Origin of the sequence: Bordetella genomosp. 11, from assembly GCF_002261215.1 — a bacterium.
GTDB lineage: Bacteria > Pseudomonadota > Gammaproteobacteria > Burkholderiales > Burkholderiaceae_B > Bordetella_C.
Genome location: NZ_NEVS01000004.1, coordinates 36,870 through 57,357 on the forward strand (window position 1 = coordinate 36,870; position 20,488 = coordinate 57,357).

At 62.7% G+C, this 20,488-nt stretch carries 14 protein-coding genes and 1 tRNA gene; 7 read left to right on the forward strand and 8 right to left on the reverse strand.

All coding sequences use genetic code 11. The features are described 5' to 3' along the window. Positions 1-59: 59 nt before the first annotated feature. A complete protein-coding gene (locus tag CAL28_RS07815; protein WP_094840884.1) occupies positions 60-1,547 on the reverse strand; it encodes a phospholipase D-like domain-containing protein in 1,488 nt (495 codons plus the stop codon). Positions 1,548-1,808: 261 nt separating this feature from the next. On the opposite strand from CAL28_RS07815, the gene CAL28_RS07820 reads away from it, so the two are divergent. Then, positions 1,809-1,884: transfer RNA gene (locus tag CAL28_RS07820), tRNA-His, on the forward strand. 473 nt (positions 1,885-2,357) lie between these two features. Here CAL28_RS07820 and CAL28_RS07825 read toward each other — a convergent pair. From CAL28_RS07825 to CAL28_RS07845, 6 genes are all read right to left on the reverse strand, one after another. Continuing rightward, positions 2,358-4,493 (reverse strand): peptidase domain-containing ABC transporter, encoded by a 2,136-nt coding sequence (locus CAL28_RS07825; protein ID WP_217906549.1) that lies wholly within the window; start codon positions 4,491-4,493, stop codon positions 2,358-2,360. Continuing rightward, the gene (locus CAL28_RS07830; RefSeq protein WP_094840885.1) at positions 4,490-5,740 is read right to left on the reverse strand and encodes an HlyD family secretion protein; all 1,251 of its coding nucleotides are present in this window, start codon (positions 5,738-5,740) and stop codon (positions 4,490-4,492) included. The genes CAL28_RS07825 and CAL28_RS07830 overlap by 4 nt, the downstream gene beginning before the upstream one ends. Positions 5,741-5,753: 13 nt before the next feature. After that, positions 5,754-6,713: an aspartyl protease family protein gene (locus CAL28_RS07835; protein ID WP_094840886.1), complete on the reverse strand. Its 960-nt coding sequence runs from the start codon at positions 6,711-6,713 to the stop codon at positions 5,754-5,756. A gap of 14 nt (positions 6,714-6,727) precedes the next feature. Then, entirely contained in the window at positions 6,728-7,900 is a 1,173-nt protein-coding gene (locus tag CAL28_RS07840) for a radical SAM protein (RefSeq protein ID WP_176463923.1), read from the reverse strand. Between the two features lie 79 nt (positions 7,901-7,979). After that, positions 7,980-8,141 carry a hypothetical protein gene (locus CAL28_RS29700; protein ID WP_176463924.1) on the reverse strand — a complete coding sequence of 54 codons (162 nt, stop codon included), beginning with the start codon at positions 8,139-8,141 and terminating at the stop codon, positions 7,980-7,982. Positions 8,142-8,730: 589 nt separating this feature from the next. Further along, on the reverse strand, positions 8,731-12,804 hold the full coding sequence (locus tag CAL28_RS07845; RefSeq protein WP_094840888.1) for a hypothetical protein: 4,074 nt from the start codon (positions 12,802-12,804) through the stop codon (positions 8,731-8,733). A 402-nt stretch (positions 12,805-13,206) separates the two neighbouring features. On the opposite strand from CAL28_RS07845, the gene CAL28_RS07850 reads away from it, so the two are divergent. Then, positions 13,207-13,998 carry an SDR family NAD(P)-dependent oxidoreductase gene (locus CAL28_RS07850; protein ID WP_094840889.1) on the forward strand — a complete coding sequence of 264 codons (792 nt, stop codon included), beginning with the start codon at positions 13,207-13,209 and terminating at the stop codon, positions 13,996-13,998. A gap of 111 nt (positions 13,999-14,109) precedes the next feature. Here the strand turns inward: CAL28_RS07850 and CAL28_RS07855 are convergent, their stop codons facing one another. Beyond that, the gene (locus CAL28_RS07855; protein ID WP_094840890.1) at positions 14,110-14,874 is read right to left on the reverse strand and encodes an IclR family transcriptional regulator; all 765 of its coding nucleotides are present in this window, start codon (positions 14,872-14,874) and stop codon (positions 14,110-14,112) included. A gap of 109 nt (positions 14,875-14,983) precedes the next feature. Between CAL28_RS07855 and CAL28_RS07860 the strand changes: the two genes are divergently transcribed. From CAL28_RS07860 to CAL28_RS07880, 5 genes are all read left to right on the forward strand, one after another. Beyond that, the gene (locus tag CAL28_RS07860) at positions 14,984-16,015 is read left to right on the forward strand and encodes a tripartite tricarboxylate transporter substrate binding protein (protein ID WP_094840891.1); all 1,032 of its coding nucleotides are present in this window, start codon (positions 14,984-14,986) and stop codon (positions 16,013-16,015) included. 84 nt (positions 16,016-16,099) lie between these two features. After that, the gene (locus CAL28_RS07865; protein ID WP_094840892.1) at positions 16,100-17,635 is read left to right on the forward strand and encodes a class I adenylate-forming enzyme family protein; all 1,536 of its coding nucleotides are present in this window, start codon (positions 16,100-16,102) and stop codon (positions 17,633-17,635) included. A gap of 45 nt (positions 17,636-17,680) precedes the next feature. Continuing rightward, positions 17,681-18,442, forward strand: a complete 762-nt coding sequence (locus tag CAL28_RS07870; protein ID WP_094840893.1) for a citryl-CoA lyase — start codon at positions 17,681-17,683, stop codon at positions 18,440-18,442. Positions 18,443-18,567: 125 nt separating this feature from the next. Next, complete coding sequence (locus tag CAL28_RS07875) at positions 18,568-19,410, forward strand: intradiol ring-cleavage dioxygenase (protein ID WP_094840894.1); 843 nt, start codon at positions 18,568-18,570, stop codon at positions 19,408-19,410. Further along, on the forward strand, positions 19,407-20,486 hold the full coding sequence (locus tag CAL28_RS07880; RefSeq protein WP_094840895.1) for a maleylacetate reductase: 1,080 nt from the start codon (positions 19,407-19,409) through the stop codon (positions 20,484-20,486). Before CAL28_RS07875 ends, CAL28_RS07880 begins: the two co-directional genes overlap by 4 nt. The last annotated feature ends 2 nt before the right edge of the window (positions 20,487-20,488 follow it).

Genomic DNA, 20,488 nt, shown 5'->3' on the forward strand with positions numbered 1-20,488 from the left:
TGGCGTTCCGCTCACGCGGGGGCTGCGGCCGTAGGCGCTTCGTCCCTTGCCGCGCATGCCTACAGATAAGGTGTGGCCAGCCAGATCACCTTGTTGCGCAGGCGCTTGAGGAAAGGCGCCGCGTGCAGCGTTTCCAGCGTTTGCGGGATAGCGGCGGCGATGGTGGCGTCGATGCGCGACCCGATGGCGCGGGCCGTGGCGCGATCGTAGATTTCGGTATCCAGCTCGAAGTTCAGCCGCAGGCTGCGCGGGTCGAGGTTGGACGACCCCGTATAGGACCACGCATCGTCCACGGTCATCAGCTTGGAGTGGTCGAACATGCCGGTCGTGCGCCACACTTTGCAGCCCCAGCGGATGACCTGGTCCAGCTGCGCCGTCATCGCGTAGTCGACCAGCCGCAGATTGTTCTTTCCCGGGATCACGATGTCCACCCGCACGCCGCGCCGCGCTGCCGTCGCGAGGGCGCCGATCAGGGTCTGGTCGGGCAGGAAGTAGGGGGACTGGATACGCACATGCTGCTGGGCCACGGCGAGCGCGCCCAGCAGCATATTGTGGGTGCTGCCCAACGAGCGGTCGGGACCCGAGGGTACGCAGCGCACCGCCGCGCTGCCTGGCGCGCCGGCAGCCCCTGCCGGGATACCGTTCACCGTGCCTGCCGCGTGATTGAACCAAAGGCTGCCGGCCAGGGACTCGCCCGTGGTGAAGTCCCAGTCATGCGCGAACACCGACAGCAACTGCGTGACGACGGGGCCTTCGTAGCGGAAGTGCGTATCCCGGTTGGTGTCGTCCCGAGCCAGCGCGCTGACGAAGGCCGCGCGGATGTTCATGCCCCCGGAGAACCCGATCCGGCCGTCCACCACCAGGATCTTGCGGTGGCTGCGCAGGTTGGCGTAGGGCATGCGCAGCACGCCCAGCGGGTTGGTCATGAAGCGCGCCGTCGGCACGCCGCCTTTCTTCAGCATCCGGATGATGGGCGGGCGGGAATAGTGCGAACCGATCGCATCGATCAGGACTCGCACCTGGACGCCGCGCGCCTGGGCCTCGATCAGGGCCTGGGCCATTTCACGGCCGATCGGGTCGTTGTCGAAGATATAGCTTTGCAGCGCGATCGTGTAGCGCGCCTGGCGGATTGCCTGGATCATTGCCGGATACGCTTCGTCGCCGCCATCCAGCAGTTGTACCGAATTGCCGCCCAGCAGCTGGAAATGGCTGACCTTGTCCGCCAGTGTTTTCAGCGAGGCGAACTGCGGGGCGGACAGCGGCACCACGTCCGGGTCGGGCGCCGAGGATTCGCGCGCATAGGCGACCATGGCATCGTCGCGCTGCTGCGATACGCGCGTGATGCGGATACGGTTGACCCCGGCCACGAAGTAGGCCGCGGCGCCCAGCAGGGGGGAAAAAAGGGTGATACCTACCCAGCCAATGGCGGCGCGCACATCGTTCTTGGTCATGGCGGCATGGACTGCGGCGCCCGCGCCGGCCACCAGGCTGACGGTGAAAACGATATGCGGCCAGTAGGTTTCCAGGATCTGATGCAGTTCGCGCATGGTTGTTGGTATTCGTTTGCCCAGCGAGTCGCAAAAGCGGTGCGCCGGCCCCCTGCGAACCGGCTAGCTCAGGAGGATACCAAGCCCCGGCCCGCAACTGTGGCGGTATGGACACAAACGACACGGCCGGCTCCGGCCCGCTCCGGCATTCGGAAGGCGCACCGGGGGCCTGAAGACGGTCGCCGGCCGGCCACCGCGCCCGATGCCCGGGACTTGAAAAGGCCCCTATAAAGCATGCTAGAATCTCGCTTCTTTGCTGCGGTGGCTGTAGCTCAGTTGGTAGAGTCCCGGATTGTGATTCCGGTTGTCGTGGGTTCGAGTCCCATCAGCCACCCCAAAAAACTTATTACGAATCAGGCGCTTACGGGAAACCGAGGCGCCTTTTTCTTTTCGCGATACGAAATTTCCAACGGAATTCCGAATTTTCCACCTTACTCCGTGGCGTCCGCACTGCGCACGCGCCGCCGGTCGTAATGTTTGTGCGTTGTGGCGGGTTTGGCGTGCCGGCAAAGTCGTAGGCATCCTGGCTTGCTTCTCGAGCTTGCTGGAGATGGCCGTAGGCTGAATATCCTGCAATGCGAAGTAAAGGTCGTGATCGGGGACTAGGTCTCCCTTGTTGACCGTTCCATCGTCCGTCCGGATCCATGCGTTCATTGCATCTTGCCACGATGAACCCTAACCAGACCTCGAATAGCAGACTCCGCGAAGCGTCGCTGCAAACAAATAGACGCTTGGAGTCTTGTCCTCTCGTTGTTGGGCTCGTTTCACCACACAGCTCAGGCGCCTATATGCCGATGCGCGACACCTGCTCTAACGCTCGGTCACGATTCTGCCGCGCTCAAGGTATAGCACACGATCTGCACTAGCTATAGTTTCAGGTCTATGCGCAATGATGATCCGAGTCATTCGCAGAGCCCGCACGGCGGCGTTTACCTGTCGCTCGCAGGCGATATCCAAGTGGCTGGTCGCCTCGTCAAGCAGTAGGCATGCGGGCTTTTTATAGAGTGCCCGTGCCAGCAGGATGCGCTGCTTCTGTCCTCCGGACAGCACGCTTCCCATATCGCCGACCAGAGTGTCGTAACGCATAGGCATTGCTTCGATGTCATCATGGATACACGCCATCTTCGCGCAGGCTGTCACCCACGCCGGATCAGCCCCAGCATCGAAGAAACTGATGTTCTCGAACAGCGATCCAGCCAGCAGCATGTCATCCTGCATGACAGTGCCGAACGCTCGACGCAGAGCTCTAACATCCCTGTGTAGGATTGCCGAAGTGCGCAGGACAATCGAACCACTCGTAGGGGCGAGAATGCCCAGTAGCATGTGCGCCAACGTCGACTTGCCGCTACCAGAGGCCCCTGTTATCGCCACGGATTCCCCCGGATAAATCGTGAAGCTGACATCGTCCAACACGAGCGGTTCAAAGTCGCCATAACGAAAGCTCAGATGCGACACCTCGACCTCGACGGCGTCGACGTCGGTCGCAACTGAATCGCAACTCAACGGGCTATCTTCGGGCTCCTCCGCCTGCGCCAGCGCAATGTCCGACAGCCGGTCTGCTTGCACGGACAGCATCCGATACTCCGCAATCTTGTCTATGAGAGCGCTCATCCGATTCTGGAAGAGCGTTTTGTATGCGATGAATGCCATCAGCGCACCTACCGTCAAGGTGCCGTCGATTACGAAATGCGCGCCCAACCATACGACAAGGATATTTTCTAGGCCCGACAAGAGGCCGTTCGAATGCTTATAAACCAGGGACAGCCGCTGTACACGAACGTCGGCGTTTATTTGATCCGCCAATAAGGAGAGCCAGGCCGCACGGCGATCGGCCTCACGTGAGAATAATTTGATTGCTCGTATGCCGCGCAGTGTTTCCAAGAAATGGCTTTGCTGCTTAGCCGCGTGAATCAAATGCGTTTGTACAGCGGCGCGCAAGGGGCCAAACCACGACGCGCGGATAACTGCATAGATTACGGCGGCCAGGAATGCGATGCAGGCAAGTGTCGGGCTATACAGGAACAGAAGCGCCAGAGTCAAGAAAGTCATCAAGCCATCGATTGTGCCTTCCAAGAACGAAGTGGTCACAGTGCGCTGTATTTCATCAGCGGCGCCAAACTTCGACAGCAAATCCCCTAGATGACGTTTGATGAAAAATTCCAGAGGCAAGTGAATCAGGTGTGAAAAGATATTGGCTCGCCAACGGACATTCCAAGCTGCGCCCAGATGCATCAAGAGCCATGACCGTACTAGGGCCGTTGCGTGCTGACATATCACCAGCACCACAAAGCCGACCGCCAATAGCGCCATCAAATCGAAGTCCGCCGAGGGGATGGCGTGATCAACCGTCCATTGAACATAAAACGGCGCGGCCAGCACAAAGATCTCGAGAGATGCCGACAAGGCCAGCAGTTGCAAGAACGTGCCTCGCAGGCCTTTGAGAGAGCCGATCAGGCGGGACAGTCGGATGACGGTCGTCTCGTTGATCTTTTCGAACCCTTCGGCTGGCCAGGTTTCAAGCGCTACACCGGTAAATTTTCGCGATACCTCTGCCATTGAGACTTTTCGGAAGCCGTGGGCAGGATCATGAATATATGCCACGCCAGACTTAACACGTTCCAGCACTACAAAGTGATTGAACTCCCAATGCAGAATACACGGTGTTTTTAGGCTTCCAAGGGAGTCGAGTTCCAGCCGCACTGCGCGACTGGCGAGCCGCAGCTGATTGGCAATCTGTACGAGTCCAGCGAAATTGCCGCCTTTTTGAGAGATCGCGTTCCGTCTACGCAGCTCCGACAGTCCGACGCGATGTCCATAGTATCCCGCGATCATAGACAGACAGGCCAGACCACACTCCGCGGCTTCTACCTGAAGGACTGTCGTTATGCTGCGGTGTCCACGGAAAGAGAACAATACGGGCGTTGCGTTGCTTGTCTGGCGTGTCACAGCTTATCCCTGAGTCGATATAGCGGAACGAACGCCCATTCATACAGACGTCGCGTCTCCCGAGCGACATTCGCATCTAGCAGCATCCCGGCGCGCAGTGGATGTGCCTCCCCGCGAACGTCTGCAACCGCTTGGCGCTGCAGACGAACCTTCACAAGATAGAGCGGCCCTTCGATGCTTTGGTGGTACGAGCTAATATCCGAAATCTCTTCGTGTGGCGAAGATACTCCGGAGACGGACACAATATGCCCGAGTGGCATGCCATAGCTCTGGTAGGGAAAAGCGTGATAGCGCAACCGGACTGGAGCTCCAGTCTTCAGGTGGCCTACTGCGTGGCTTTGCACATATAGATGCGCTTCCAAGGGTTGGTCATGCGGGATGATGGACATCAGAGGCTTGTTGTCAGTTATACGCTGCCCAACATGCGCGATGACGGATGTGGCGGTGCCATCGATTGGTGCGACAACGGTGAACTCGCGCACCGCTTCATTTTCCGCCAGCTCCTGCGATACTTCCGCTAGAGTTCTGCTGATCTGCGAACGTTCCTGTTGGTGTTTATGCAGCATCGAGGCTAAGGTCTCCTCGGAGTCTGTCTTCGCCCGGCTAACGATGAGGCGATCTCGTTCGAGGGTATACAGCCTGCTCTGCTTTTCATGAAAATCGGCTTGCGCGATATCCGCCTGTTCCGTCGATACTGCTCTCATCGCCGCAAGCCGACGATATCGGTTCGCGTTGTCGCGCGCTAGTATGACGAGCTTTCGTTGTGCGGAGATCAGGTCGTCATATTTCGCGATCTCCTGGAGTTGGCTGGCGAGGCGCTGCCTCCATTGTCTCAATTCAATGAGCTGCGAGTGCTCCAGGGCGGAAAGCTCCTGCAGAAGCTGATGTCGCCGTACCGAAATGTGCTCAATGACGGTCGCCAATGTTGCATTTCCACTACCATCCCGTCGTTCGCCCGAAATGACGTAGAGCGTGTCCCCGGCCTTTACTGGCTGACCATCCGCGACATGCTTCTTTTTTATGGTGCCAGGGGATGGAGAAGAGACCTTGGCAATGCCACCTTGCGGAATTAGGCGTCCGACCACGGAGGCGTGCTGCGTATAACTTCCCATCGTAAAGATGGCAAGTAGAGCGGCTCCGACCGAGGCTGAGAATGCGGTGAGAATCTTCGCTGAAGGAGGTCGGGCGATAATGACCTCGCCCAACGCCCGTGATCGATTCGCTTCGAGAGCGGCCTTCCTAAACATGGCCGTCGCAGTGTCAGTCTGTGTGTGTTTCGGGTTTAACAATGGTGTATTTCACGATAGGCTGTCGAGTCAAAAGATCGAACTCTTGCCGTACTCCGTCGTAATAGAGGACCCGCTCCTTGAGGATGTCCATGCCAATATAGCCAGAGTTCTCGATGCCTTTATTGCTTGTCGCTGGCGCCGGGATGACGGGATGCGCCGTAAGGGCTTGCCCATTGACTTTCAAGTCGACAAGGCGCATCTGCTCGGCTTTCGGTAATTCGGCACCGAACACATCCATCATCCTCGGGCTCTCTGGTCCCTTCGGCTTGGTTGCGATTAGCGAAGCAATGATGGTCGTACGGGGTGCACCGGAGTCCACGAGCAGCGGAATGTTGCGGCCGTCAAGCTCCACGTGGATCGCCATGACATCGTAGGGGTTCTGAATAGTCTTTCCACGACGTATCTGTACTTCTTTGACTGAATCGATGTCAAAAGGCGCACTTGTGAAGAAGCAGTTTCTTTCGAAATCGATAACGACAGCATTTTGGCCAGCGATGGCTTGCGGGCTTAGGATGCCGGAGTAACCGTCGGCCGCAAGAACGGAGTTGGCAAGCAGATAGAACTGTTGACGTTGAGCATGTCCGCGGCCATCTCCCAGTACCGCCTCAACGCTCCGGGAGTCGGCTGAGGCAACATGCGAATCAACGCTTTGAGACTGTGGACCAGGCGTCTCATCGAGTAAGGAGGGGTCCCATAGCAAATTCTTGTTGGCGCCCGTATCCAACATCATCTTCGCAAGCTTGCCGTTGACCATGACATGGACGGTTGGATTGGACTTGCTCTGCTCGTCGTCGTATTGAATCGCACTTTCGAATTGCGCGACATGTGTCGTCAATCCTGTCGAACAGCTTCCTGCACTCGCATTCAACGGTAGGGTCGAAGTCAACCCCGCCATAGTCAAGAAGGAGATAATTATCGTGCTGATCTTCATTACGATATTGTCCGTTAGGCAGGATTTAGGTTCTTCGAGATCTGGTGGATGGGGTGACCTCGCTTCGCCAGATACTCCGCGCCCCTCTGGTAAGCGACTTTCAAGGCTTCGCAATACACCGACGGTTGATCTGCAGTGCCGTTCTTCATGCGGTGAAGAGGGGTATATGAGCCTGTGACATGCTCACAGATGTTGTTCCAGGCGCATGACGCGCATGGAGCGGGAAGGTCAGGTGAGACGAGGATCCCGGAGACCATGTTGTGCCAGGCGATAAACTCTGGGAACTTCGCGTTAGCGACATTCATGCCGGATTTGAACAGCTCCGGCGCGACGTTGCGGAGCGTGTCGTCATGGCCTATGTCGCCTGCACTTGATACGGTGAAAACCACGCCCTCGAAAGCCGGATTCACGCGACGGCCGCGCTGGATATAGTGTTTATTCTGAAGAAGGGCCACGAGCGTCTGGTCGATGAACTTTATACGAACGTCACGGCTGTTATCCTCCTCCCAGCACTCGAACAAATCGTCCACGAAGCTTATGAACCGCCCGGCGTTTGCAGGGTTGGCGGAATCGTGTGTGTCGTCGGGGAACAGAAACTGCAATTTGGAGAAACCCAGTTCCTGGGTTAGGCACGTATAGGTCGCACGCCCATTCGACTCTGGGCTCACCACACTGATGGAACCGAAGCCCGGTATACGTGCTTCAGAAGTTGCCTGCTTCAGTGCGGCGATCTTCGGTACCATGCTGTCGAATGTTCCGCGGCCGCGCCGGTCAATTCGATTCGCGTCGTGCCGATCTTTGGGGCCATCCACGCTGACTCCGACAAAAACCTTATGACGCGAGAAGACGTCGAGCCAAGCGTCGTTTATCAGAACCGCATTGGTTTGCACGGTGAAGCGGACTTCCTTTGCGTCCTGCAGACCGTTCTCGATGATCGACACCATCTCGGAGAAACGCCTCGGTCCCAGTAATAGCGGTTCCCCGCCGTGGATATCGATTTGGAAGACCGTCTCGGAGATCTCGTGAGAGGACGTCCGTAGAAACTGGACGAGTTGACGAACCGTGTCCGGTGAGATTAGCGCGGGGTGATCTTCAAAGTCTTTGTTTTCTTTGTTGAAGAAATAACAGTACGTGCAATTTAGATTGCACCTTTCTGCAACCTTTAGGATTATCTCGATGTAATGCATCCTTGCGTGCTCTCCGTGAATGATTGCCATGGGCCTCGTCGGACCCATGGAGGCGCTTCAAGGAATGGCCATGGGACGATTAAAAGGACTTCGGCCAACTCGCGTTTGCAAATCCTCCTACACCTCCGGCGCCGCAGATCTGATCGAGTTCAGATTGTGAAATCTCTTCAACAGTCTTCTCCTCTTCTGCTGCATTGCGCTGGACTTGTTCCAAGTGCTGGATGATTTCTTTGGTCATCATGGTTCGGTTTCTCCATCCCGCGTTAAAAGCCGATTCCGCAGCTGCGGGCCGCTGCGGAATCGGGAAGGCTGACGGAGCGTTTGGTTGCGGCATGGCGGCGCTGTTGGGACAAAGAGAGAGCCCCGGGAAGTGTGGTGATTGCTGTGGGAATAATCTGCTGTGAGCACAGATCGATTCTGATTCATGCTGCGAAACAGACGTGATTGGCTCCTGCGTTATAAGACCGGTTTACTGTGCTGGCCTTCACCCGGGCGTGAGGCGATTCGACCCGAGAACCCTTGGGGGACGACGGCGTCCACTCAGGGTCAGCTGGTAAGTTGCACGTCTGCGAAAGGGACGTCGCCGCAAATGCGTTGAGTTACTGCAGAAAGGGCGTTGGCATCGACATGCAATGTGTTACCGCGGTAGTAGTTTGCCGACGACTTCGGCGACGCCCGTTCCTGCTTGCCAATTACAGGCCGGCGATCTGCGTCAGATGTTGAAAGTCATGTACTTATAGTAAAACTGGCGCCTTTTTTATGCTGCGGGATTTCCCGCGCGACGCGCGAACCGCGACCAGGCACGTCGACATGGCCGCGCAGCCGAGCCTTCAGTGCGACGGGAAAAAATCGCCGGCCGTCGTGGTATCGACCTTCCCCCACCGCTCGTTCCCTTGGGACGGGTTCCAGGCGTCCGTCGGAGGGTCCGGCATCGGAAAGCGCGCCTTCAGATATTCGTCCTGCGCGTCGACGTACCGATGCAGTCTTTCCACCTGGGTCTTGCCGTACTCGAATGCCTTGTTCCCATCGATAGGCGTCGTGTAGGTCAGCCGGCGGGGTTGCGAGTAGCCGGCTTCCTTCAGGATGCGCTGCGCCAGGTATTCGACGGCGCCGCGGTCCCAGGTCTCGGCCGGATCGTCCTTCAGCGTCAGGAAGTGCATGAACTCATGGACGATGCACGAGGGAGCCTGTTGCGGCGCGTGTTTTCCACCATCGACGATGATGCCCAGCGTGACCTTTCGTTCCTGGTTCAGCACCTGGCCGGTACTGAAGAACGGCGGCGATTTGACCTCGGGCACGACGATCTTCTTTACCCCGGTATCGATGGAACCCGGGATCATCGCGCCAGCGACCAGCGGCTCGTCGGCAAGGATCGCTTTTCCGTTCTTCAGCGTGGCAGGCAAGGAGATATGGATCGTCCATGCGCGGTCTTTCTTCAGTCTCCCCTTGGCCTTGGCGTTGTTGACCAGGCCGCGGAACGTTTCGGATCTGGCATAAAGGTCCGTCAGGAAGGTTCGCATGTCCTCTTCGATCTCGCGCTTGAAGCGCCCGGCGTCCGCCGCGTCGGCCAGGCGGGGATCGACCTTGGCGTAGGCGGATTTCTCCAGATCGAGCACCATGATGCCCAGGTAGTCGTCGAATTCTTCTTCCCACCAGGGATAGCGGGTCAGATCCGTGGCTTCCCGCAGCACTCTTTCCGATTCGTGGACGGTCTCTGTATTCTTCAGGCGTATCGGGATGAGGCCCACGCCGCCGTCGTGCTGCATCACGATGCGTTCGGCCATACTCTTCATGGTGTCCTCATCGACAATGACGCGCTTGATCGGATTGACCTTCGCGCCGGCGGGCGCGCTGTGCAGTGCGCCGCCGCCGCGAAGCGCGGGAATGCGGCGCGGTTCGCGCCAGACGCGCAGGTCCTTGTCCCAGGCGAGCCTGGGCGTGCCGTTGCGGGTGCCGCTCAGGGGCGCGCCGGCAATGCGCCAGACCGGCCGTTCCGGCGTGCTGGCCGCATGGTCGGCCACCAGTTCGAGATAGTCGCCATGAATGGGTGCGTAGCGCCTGGCGCCCAGCATGATGGTGCCGTCCCCGGACACCCGGGCCCTTGCAAGCGCTTCCCGTAAGCCGGCGTCCGCGACCCGGTAGCGGTCGAGAACGCCGGGGGGCAGTGCCACGTCACGCGCGCGATGGGCCAGGTCGATCCAGCCCCCTTGGCCTGGATGATAGGTCAACAGCGTTGGCATGTCCTCGGCCGCATCGCTCGCCGCGCGTGCAACGGCGGGGACCGGGTACCACGCCGGCGGTTCTCCCACCGGCGTGGGCGTACGCGGCGCGATTTCGATATAGGCGCCGGCGATGGGCGCGAAGATCCTGTCGTCGAGCGTGACCGTGCCCTGGGCGGATACCCGCGCGCGCGCCAGCATGCTGAGCGTGGCGGGGTCGGAAACCGCATGATGCGCCAGTTCGGTTACGTGGAGCGAGGGGGTGAGCGCGCCCTTGCGTCCGCGCACGAGAACAGGTCCTACCGGGTGCAAGCGGTGCGGGTCGAATTGGGCATAGGCGCTGCCGACGCGGCGCAGCCATCGTGTGCCACCCTCCGCGTCCGCGGCCTTGACGAACGGCGGCTGGGCGTTGCCGGCGATGGGGATGCCCTGTCCGCCAGGCGCGACGGGCACCGGCGGCCGCGCTCCCGTCCCGGGCAGTAGCGTGAAGGTCGTGGGAGACGCCGTGGGCGGCGCGGTCGTGCGGGTGCGGCCGGAGAATAGCTGCCCGGGCGCGTCGGCGATCCGGCGCAGCGTCGTCGGCTTCAAGTGCCGGTAAGCGCGGGCGAACAGCTCGCCGAACGAGCGTGTGCCGACAGGCACCGGGCACAGCGTGTCGAGTAGCGTTCCGGCGGTATGCATGGCATGCAGCCCCATCGAAGGCAGATGGGCGCCGGCGTGCCTGAAACCCAGCCCCGCGCTGTTGACGGGGCCGTGTCCCGCGAGCGAGCCGAGTGCGACCCGAATCCCCCCGACCAGGGCTTTCCTGCTGACGCCGACCAGTTTGCTGGCGGCAAAGGCCGTAGGTATCAACGCGAAGACCCCGGTCACGAACGAGATGTATGCCGATGCATATTCGCCTCGCTTCATGGACGTGTAGGTGCCGTAGAACGGCACGATGGTCTCCAGCACGCGGTCCGCTTTGCTGATGCCGTCCTGGATGGGCGTGCTGTGTTTTTTGAGCTCCAGCAAGCCGGGCCGGAAATGCGCATCGACGGCATCGCCGATGCGGCTGGCTTCGCCGGAGAACGTTTGCTCCAGCACGCAGGAGAACGCCATGTCTGAACCGGAGGCGCGCTTTATTCCGTTCAGGTCCTCCTGGGTTAACGCGCTATGGCGGTTCTGTACCAGCCAATCCTGATGGTCCACCTGGTCCGGGATTGTTTCGATGGTTCCGCCGGGCGAGACAAAGTATCGGTACGGGCGCTGGGCATCCGTGCAGGTGACGAAGAAACCGTGGGCCTGAGCGCCGGGGTGCGACGTGATGCGGGCGCGGTGGATGGAAACGGACGCCTCACTGTCGCCGGACTGGAAGCCATCCCTGGCCGCCGTGTCCAGCATAAGGCCCAGCATTTTCTTGTGGGCGTCCAGGTAATCGGCGATATAGGCATCGAATTTCCGCTCGTAGAGATCCTTGTACAGGGGCGCGTCGCGGCTCGTTTTTGCGATCAGCTTGCGGTTGAACCGGTTGGGTTCGATCTCTGCCAGGTCGTTGAACTTCACATAGAACTCATGCAGCTTATGGCTCTCGCGCCTGCCCTTGGAGGAGATGGGCTCTTCGATGACGATGGCCATGGGATCCAGGCCCTGGTCCCTGAGCGCGTCCTCCGCGATGCCGCGTGCGCTGGGCGGGGGATCCAGGGCCAGCAAGCGGTCGATGGCCTCGCCCAGCGCCAGTTCGGTGCGGAACTCGTCGGCGGCAAAGGCTTGGACTTTTTCCGCGATTGCGGCCTGCTCTCCTTCGCGCAGCTGCATCAGATCCACCTGGCCGGCGGCGTGCGCCATCAGTAGCAGGCCGATCTGGGATGGCAGCGGGACGGGGTGCGCCGCCTCCCCCTGCGGGAGCGGGGGGCGCTGCCCTGTTTCCGCCTGATCCTGCGCCAGCGGGGGAGGCGCCGTGTTGCGGTGGTTCTGCTGGGCTGAGTCGATATCGATGGCCTGGCCGAATGCGCTGACCTGCGCGGCCGTCATGGCGGTGGCGTCCACGCCGGCTGCCGCGCATGCCTGGATGCCGATCCACAGCTTTACCCAGTCGCGGCTACCGTAGCGCGGCGATGGCGACAGCGGTTCGAAGCTGAGCGTCGGATCGCCGATCAAGGCGACGCGCAGCTGCGCAACGATGGGCGCGAACCCCCGCGTGGCGGCGGAGGCGGCCAGGGTCTTTCCGATGCGGGCTTCGATTGCCGCTGCTGCGTCCTCGATGGACAGCTTGTTGGCATTGCGCAGGGTAAGGCCGTCGTAGAACACGGCGGTGCCGTCGGCGGCATCCGCGTTCAATGCCGCCGGCCAGTCGATGGAGTCGGTCAGCGCGAGCGCGAGACCGTTGGCCAGCAGGCGCCGCTGGCCGGGGCCGAGGTCCGCGGCGGCAGGCTCGTGGGCGAAAAGCCGGCATGCGCGGGCCAGGCAAAGCATCAAGTCCGCGTCGTGTTCCAGCCATCGTCCGGCGGCGTTGGTATCGGGCTTGGGGGAAGCGGCGAAAAAGGCGGCGATGACACGGGCCGCGTCGTCTTCGGCGGCCAGGCCGAGCCTGACGCGTGCGTGTTCGACGAAAGCGGCGGTCAGGCTGGCCGCCATTTCCCGGCGGGCGTCGGCGTTGGCTGGCGTATCGCCGGATCGCGCGTCTGCCTTGGCAAGCCGGTCAGCCATCGCCGCCGCCGGGCGGCCCAGGGCCAGCGCCTCTTTTGCCGTCGCGGCGGCGATCCCGGTCAGGGCGAGATCGGGCGCCTTTGGCGATCGTGGGTAGATTGGAGGAGACGAAGGATTATTCCTGGCCGAGGCCAGGGCATTCACAACGGACAAGACGGCTGCTCCCGATTCGAGCCCCTTCCCAGGGACCGAAAAATAGCCGTTGTGACACAGGTGCTATTGGCCGGTTCCCTGCTACTTCCGGGCCATCTCCGCTTTGTCGCTGTACGGAACCCCGAACCGGGGCGCGCCGGGAGGAGGCCGCGGAAGGCGATGTCCTGAAATGCCGTTTCTTTGTCAGAAGCGGGTTCCGGCTTGTCGGCACAATGGTCGTCTCTCTATTCATCCTGGAAAGTATTCAACATGGCCGCACAGACTGCCCTGATCACCGGTGCCTCTTCGGGTATAGGTGCCGTTTACGCCGATCGCCTGGCGCGGCGCGGCTATGACCTCGTCCTGGTCGCCCGCAACATGGACCGGCTGGCCGCCGTCGCCGAGCGTATCCGCACGGGCACCGGCCGAAGCGTCTCGCTGCTCCAGGCCGACCTGGCCGACAAAGGCGATTCCGCGCAGGTCGAGGCATTGTTGGCGAAGGGTGGGATCCACATGCTGGTGAACAATGCCGGCTTCGGCGCCGTCAAGCCGCTGCTCGACAGCGATGTCGCGACGATGACCGGGATGATCGACATCAACGTGACAGCGCTGACGCGCCTGACCTACGCGGCCGTACCCGCTTTCATCAAGCAGGGCGGCGGCACCATCGTCAATATCGCCTCGATCGTCGCCATCGGGCCGGAGATCCTGAACGGTGTCTATGGCGGCACCAAGGCCTTCGTCCTGGCCCTGACGCAATCGCTGCAGCACGAACTCGGCGCGAAGGGCCTGCGCGTGCAGGCCGTCCTGCCGGGGGCCACCGCCACGGATTTCTGGGGCAATGCGGGCCTGCCGCATAGCGAGCTGCCGAACGAGATCGTGATGTCGACGGAAAGCATGGTCGACGCCGCGCTGGCAGGTCTGGATGCCGGGGAAGTGGTCACCATCCCGCCGCTGCAGGACGGCGCGGCATGGGATGCCTACGAGGCCATGCGCAAACAGCTGTCGCAACAGTTCGGCCATCGTACGCCCGGTCCGCGATATCTGCCGCGCGCCGCTTGACGCTCAGCGGGGCTTGGTCCTCCGGCATGGCCGGTGGACGACCGAAAGGTGGCGAAGCCTGCGTTGTTCCAGGGTACCTTGACCTTGGTCAAGCGGCCGCGAAGGGGAAGATCAGTACGCCGGCGCGGCGGCGTCCAGTTCGCGCCGGATGATGCCGGCCACCTGCTTCTGGCGCGATGACGACATCCTGTCCACGGTGCTGGAAACGCTTACCGCAAGCACAGGATAGCCACGCGCATCGAGCAAGGCGGCGCCCACGCCCACGACGCCCGGCACCGCGGCATTGCCCACCACCGACCAACCGCGCCCGCGGGTGTTGGCCACCAGCCGCTGCATCTGGGTCGGCGACATTCCGCCATACGCCGGCAGGGCATTGCGGTTTTCATGGATGATGGCCCTGGATTCCTGCTCGGGCAGCGCGGCCAGCAGCGCCAGGCCTGCCGCGCCCACGCCCAGGGGCTGGCGGTGCCCTACCGTTACCACCAGAACCTGCACGGGATAGCTGCCGACCTCGCGGTGCAGGCATAGCGAATCGCCGCCGGAGCGGCATACGAGAAACGCGGCGTCCCCCGTCTCGTCGCTGATGCGACGCAGGGCGGGCTTGAGCCGCGCCATGGCCGCGGCATGCGTATCCACGGGGGCAGCCCAGGTCTGCGTCACGCTGTAGCGCCGCGTATCCGCGCAGCGCGATGCGCAGCCTTCTTCGACCAGCACGTCCAGGAAGCGATAGACGGTAGGGCGCTGAATGCCCGTGGCCCGCGCGACCTCCATGATGGACAGTCCGCCGGGACCGGCCCGCCGCAGGGCATCCAGCACCAGCAGGCCACGGCGCAGCGTGCGGGGGCCGGCTGTTGGAGCGGATTCCAGTTTGTTCATTTTTTGGACACATTCGTTTGTCAGACGGCGAATATATCCGGAATATGCGCCTGCGTCAGGACAAACAGATGTCCAAAATATAGACAAAACATAAAACCAGGAGACAACTATGCATACCGTTTCGTCCCGCTTCCTGCGGGGCCTGGCGGCCGCCACCGCGCTGGCGGCAGCCCTCGGCCTGGCCGGCAACGCCAACCCCGCCCCCAGTGGCGGCGCCAACACGAATGCAAATGCCGATGCCTATCCCGAACGGCCCGTGACGCTGGTCGTCGGCTATGCCGCCGGCGGCGCCACCGATATCGTCGCCAGGCTGATTGCCAAGTCGCTGTCCGAGGAGCTCGGCCGGTCTTTTGTCGTCGAGAACAAGACCGGCGCCAGCAGCAACATCGGCGCGGAAGTCGTGGCGCGCGCCGCGCCGGATGGCTACACCCTGTATGTCGGCTCTATCGCCAACACCATCAACACCACGCTTTTTCGCAAGCTGAACTACGACTTCGTCAGGGATTTCGCGCCGATCGGGATGCTGGCGACGGTACCCAATATCCTGGTCGTCAATCCCCGACTTCCCGTGACTTCCGTGCAGCAATACATCGCCTATGCGAAAGCGCATCCCGGCAAACTGAGCTGCGCCTCGTCCGGGGCCGGCTCGTCGATTCATCTGTCCTGCGAGTTGTTCAAGCAGCAAACGGGAACGGACATCCTGCACGTGCCGTACCGCGGCAGCGGACCGGCCGTGGCGGACCTGCTCGGCGGGCAGGTGGATTCCATGTTCGACAACCTGCCTTCGTCGCTGCCGCAGGTGCGTGCCGGCAAGCTGCGGGCGCTCGGCGTGACCTCGCCGGCCCGCGTATCGCTGGCGCCGGACGTGCCCACGCTGGCGGAGGCCGGGTTGAAGGACTTCTCCGTACAGTCGTGGTTCGGGCTGATGGCGCCGGCCGGCACGCCGCGGCCCATCGTCGACAAACTGAATGCCGCGATCAATCGCGCCCTGGCCAGTCCCGCCATGCGCGAGGCCTACGAGCACGGCGGCTTCGTCGCGCCGTCGCAGCCCAATACCCCGCGGACGTACGCCATGTGGATAGACAGCGAGATCGCCAAGTGGGCCAAGGTCATCAAGGCGGCCGACCTGAAGGCGGATTGAACCCGTCCGCAGGGGCCATGCGTGCCGTGGCCATGGCGCCGGACGCGGCGCGTTCACCGCATCAACCGCGCCCAGGGAGCAGGTGTGTACCCGATCGATTTTTTCTACCGCGCCGCGCGTCGGCATCCCGACCGTATCGCCCTGGACAGCCCGGGCGCTACCTATCGCTATTCCCGCCTGCGTGCCGAGGTCGATGCCCTGGCATGCGCCCTGCAGGCGGCCGACCCGCGTCCCTCCAGCCGCGTCTGCATCGGCGCGGGCAACACCGCCGGGCACATCGTGGCCCTGTTGGCGGTGCTCGCCGCCGGCAAGACCTGGGTACCCCTGAACACCCGCAGCACCGCGCCGGAGCTGGCCCGCATCGTCCAGGCCACCGAGCCCGACATCCTGATCATGGACGATACCGGCGCGCCGCTGCTGGAGCCCGCGCTGGCCGCCCACGATGCCGTCGGCATCCGGTTGGACGGCAGCGGCCCGGGCACGCTGGCGGATCTGCTGGCGCGCCACGCGGGCGGCGTTCCCGTGCGTCACGCTCTCTCGCGCGACGACACGCAGGCCATCAAGTTCACCGGCGGAACCACCGGCATGCCGAAGGGTGTCATGCAGCCCTATCGCGCCTGGAACGCCTTGATCGTGAACCAGATCGCCAACTGGGAGCTGACCGAGGACGACCGCTATGTCGTCGCCGCGCCGGTCACCCACGGCACGTCGACCTACCTGTTGCCGGTGCTCGCGCAGGGCGGGACGCATCTGCTGCTGGACACCATTAACCCGGACACCATCACGCAGGCCTTTCGCGAGCGCGGCGGCACGCTGTCGTTCATGCCGCCCACGCTGATCTACATGCTGATGGCGCAGGAAGGCGTCAGCCGTGCCGATTTCCCGGCCTTGCGCGCCTTGATCTACGGCGGCGCGCCCATGCCGGTGGACAAGCTGGCAGAGGTCCAGGCTTTCTTCGGGCCGGTGGTCGGTACGACCTACGGGCAGACGGAAGCGCCGCAGATCGTCACCGCCATGCGGCCGCGCGATTTCGATGGGCCGCACCGGCGCGGCGCGGTGGGGCGCGTGACCTGGTTCTCGGAGCTGGCCATCATGGCGCCGGACGGTACGCTGCTGCCCGATGGACAGGCGGGCGAGATCGTCGTGCGCGGCGATCTCGTCATGAGCGGCTATTGGCGGCTGCCGGAGAAGACGGCCGAGACCATCGTGGACGGATGGCTGCATACCGGCGACGTGGGCATGCTCGATCCGGAGGGCTTCCTGCACATCAAGGACCGCCTGCGCGACGTCATCATCACCGGCGGCTTCAATGTCTATCCCATCGACGTGGAGAACGCGCTGGCCAATCATCCGGCCGTCTACGAAAGCGCGGTGTTCGGCTTGCCGCACGAAAAATGGGGCGAGGCGGTGCATGCCGCCGTGCAGTTGCACGCCGGCCGTACGGCCAGCGCCGATGCGCTCAGGGCGCACGTGCGCGCCCTGCTGGGGCCGGTCCAGGCCCCGAAGTACGTCCATTTCTACGACAGCCTGCCGCGCTCGCCGGTAGGCAAGGTACTGAAAACCGCCGTGCGCGAGCAAGTGTTGCGCGAGGCCTCCGCCGTTGCCGGTACCGGACACTGAAGCCGTCCGCGACGCAATCCGACTGCCCCGTAAAGGAAACCAACCATGAATGCTCCAGTCACCCGCCTGTGCACCCATTCCCTGACCGGCATGCATTATCGCGATGCCGATCTGGTCGAGGAACTGATCGGCCACAAGACCTTCACCGAAGTCATGTTCATGCAGATCATGGGACGCGCGGCGCGCCCGACGGACCTGCGGGTGGTCGACGCCGTGCTGATCACCCTGATGGAGCACGGCCTGACACCCAGCGCGATCGCCACGCGGCTGGTCTACATGAGCGCGCCGGAGAACCTGCAGGGCGCCGTGTCCGCGGGCTTGCTCGCCGTGGGCAGCCAGTTCGTTGGCACCATGGAAAACTGCGCCGGCCTGCTGGGGCGCCTGGTCGATGCCGCCGATCCGGAGGCCGAGGCGCGCGATATCGTCCTCGGGTATCGCGAATCCCGCGCCCATCTGCCCGGCTTCGGCCATCACCTGCACAAGCCGGACGATCCCCGCGCGCTGAAGCTGCTGGCCTTGGGCGAGGCCGAGGCAGAGCTGCCGGGGCACTGGCTGCGCGCGCTGCGCCTGCTGGCGCGCGTCGTCGACGACATCCACGGGCGGCACATCACCATTAACGCGACGGGCGCCGTGGCTGCGTTGCTGGGCGAAATCGGCGTGCCGACCGCATTGATGCGGGGCTTCGCCGTCATATCGCGTGCGGCGGGGCTGGTTTCCCATATCGCCGAAGAACAGCAGGAGCCCTCCGGCCGCTTCATCTGGGACACCATCGATCACGCCATTCCCTATGTGGGGAAAGGCCGCTGATCGTATTACCCGCGTGAAATGGCTATATTCGCAGGATCCGTCAACGGGGCCCTGGGCGAGCCGTCGACGTTCTGGTCGACCTCCCGCGGCCCGTACCGGGCCGGGGCGGCTTGAAGGAAACTATCTTGCGCAATCTGAATCACGAAACCATTACCGAGGCTGTCCTGGAATCTCAGGGGCAAACGGCTAATCCCCGCATGAAGCAGATCATGGACAGCCTGGTCCGGCATCTGCACGATTTCGCGCGGGAGGTGCGACTGACCGAGGACGAATGGTTCAAAGGCATCGCATTTCTGACCCGATGCGGGCATATCACGGACGACAAACGGCAGGAGTTCATCCTGCTCTCCGATGTGCTGGGCCTGTCCATGCTGACCGTCGCCATGAACAACGACAAGCCGGCCCAATGCACGGAGTCGACCGTCTTCGGTCCGTTCCATGTGCAAGGGGCCCCCAAGTACGAGCTGGGCGCCGATATCGCCAACGGCGCGCGCGGGATCCCCTGCCTGGTTCGCGGCACGGTCAGGGGGCCGGATGGATCGCCGGTGCCGAACGCGCGCATGGATGTATGGCAATCCGACCAGGACGGCCGCTACGACGTTCAGTATGCCGACATCGACCACGCGCAGGCCCGTGGCGTACTGCATGCCGATGCACAGGGCCGCTATCACTTCCGCTCCATCCTGGCGGTGCCCTATGCGATTCCGCACGACGGACCGGTGGGCGAGCTGCTCGATGCCACGGGACGACATCCCTGGCGTCCGGCGCACCTGCATTTCATGATCGAGGCGCCCGGCTACGAAACGCTGATCACCCATGTTTTTCGCGGCGACGATGCATACCTGGATTCGGATGCGGTGTTCGGCGTCAGGCAGTCCCTGATCGCCGACTGGAAAGCCCAGGCCGATGGGACGTATCTGGTGGAATACGACTTCGTATTGGCTCCAGTCGCGATGGGGGCGATGTGAAAGCATTCATCTACAACAGCCAGCCGGGCAGGGTGGTTTTCGGCAGCGGCGCGCTTGAATCCCTGGAGCAGGAGGTCGAACTTCTGGGGGCGGAACGCGTCGTGGTGCTGTCCACGCCGGGCCAGCAGGGCCCGGCGCAGGCCATCGCGCAACGCCTGGACCGGCGCGCCGCGGGTATATTCCCGCGCGCGGTCATGCATGTGCCGATGGCGCTCGTGTCGGAGGCGCGCGCCGAGGCGCGCCGGCTGGGCGCGGACTGCCTCGTCGCCATGGGCGGCGGCTCCACCGTGGGCCTCGCCAAGGCGATCGCGCTAGAGCTGGACCTGCCCATCCTGGCCATCCCCACCACATACGCCGGCAGCGAGATGACGCCCATCTACGGCATGACGGAAGGGGGTGTCAAGAAAACGGGCAAGGACCCGCGCGTGCTTCCCCGTACGGTCATTTACGACCCCGACTTGACGTTGCGCCTGCCGGTCGCGCTAAGCATCACCAGCGGCATGAACGCCATCGCGCACGCCGCGGAAGGGCTGTACGCGAAGGATGGCAATCCCATCATGGCGATGATGGCCGAAGAAGGCATACGTGCCCTGGCCGGGGCGATGCCCGTCCTGCGGCGCCAGCCCACGGATGCCGATGCGCGCGCCGACGCGCTGTACGGCGCCTGGCTGTGCGGCACCGTGTTGGGCAATGTAGGCATGGCGCTGCACCACAAGCTGTGCCACACCTTGGGCGGGACGTTCAATCTGCCGCACGCGGAAGTCCATACCGTGATCCTTCCGCAGGCCATCGCGTTCAATGCGCCCTTCGCCCGGCCGGCCATGGCGCGCATCGAACGCGCGCTGGGCACGCAAGGGGCGTCCAGCGCCGCCGCGGCCTTGTTCGATCTGGCCCGGGACAACGGCGCGCCGGTGGCCTTGAAGGTATTGGGCGGCATCGCGGAAGCCGACCTGGCGCATGCGGCGGATTTGGCCGTGCAGGCGCCTTACTGGAATCCGCGCCAGATCGACGCGGGCCAGCGGGACGCCATACATCAGTTACTGCTGGCGGCGTATCACGGTATCCGGCCGGACTGACC